This is a genomic window from Klenkia sesuvii (genome assembly GCF_037083825.1).
Lineage (GTDB): Bacteria > Actinomycetota > Actinomycetes > Mycobacteriales > Geodermatophilaceae > Klenkia > Klenkia sesuvii.
Genome location: NZ_JBAPLU010000060.1, coordinates 1 through 716, shown reverse-complemented (window position 1 = coordinate 716; position 716 = coordinate 1). Strand labels below are relative to the sequence as shown.

The 716-nt window shown below is 66.3% G+C and carries 1 protein-coding gene; it reads left to right on the top strand.

From position 1 onward, the window contains the following. Window positions 1-542, top strand: a 542-nt coding sequence (locus TEK04_RS21225) for a winged helix-turn-helix domain-containing protein (RefSeq protein WP_336406360.1), incomplete at its 5' end; no start/stop codon positions are given. Between the last annotated feature and the right edge of the window lie 174 nt (window positions 543-716).

Sequence of the window (716 nt, the reverse complement as noted above, 5' to 3'; positions counted from 1 at the left end):
TGCTGGACCTGATGCTCCCCGGCAAGGACGGCATGGCCATCTGCCGCGAGATCCGCTCCGAGTCGCCGGTGCCGATCGTGATGCTGACCGCCAGGTCCGGCACTGGCGACGTCGTCGCCGGCCTGGAGGCGGGCGCCGACGACTACGTGGCCAAGCCGTTCAAGGCCAAGGAGCTGATCGCCCGGATCAAGACCCGGCTACGACACTCACCCGAGCTGACCGACCACCACAAGCTGCGCATCGGCGACCTCGTGATCGACCCCTGCGGACACACCGTCAAACGCAACGACAAGCCGATTTCCCTCACTCGGATGGAGTTCGACCTGCTCCTCGCCCTCGCCCGTCGACCCCAGCACGCCTTCAGCCGACAGATGCTTCTCGAACAGGTCTGGCACTTCCGGCCCACCGTCGACACCCGGCTCGTCAACGTCCAGGTCCAGCGACTCCGCGCCAAGATCGAACGAGACCTCGAGCACCCCACCATCGTCGTGACCGTGCGTGGAGTCGGCTACAGAGCAGGTGAGCCGCCGGTAGCCGACTGAACGCATGCGGTATGGCGTGCAGATGCCTTCAGCAGGCGCCATCACCGAGGCCCAGAGGCGCATCGACAGGGGAAGTGGCACCAGGGTGGTCAGGAGCAGGGTTGAGGAGCCACTCGTGATCCACCCACGACTCGGGTGGGCCGCCGTGGTCGCGATCTGTGGTCTGAGAACGGC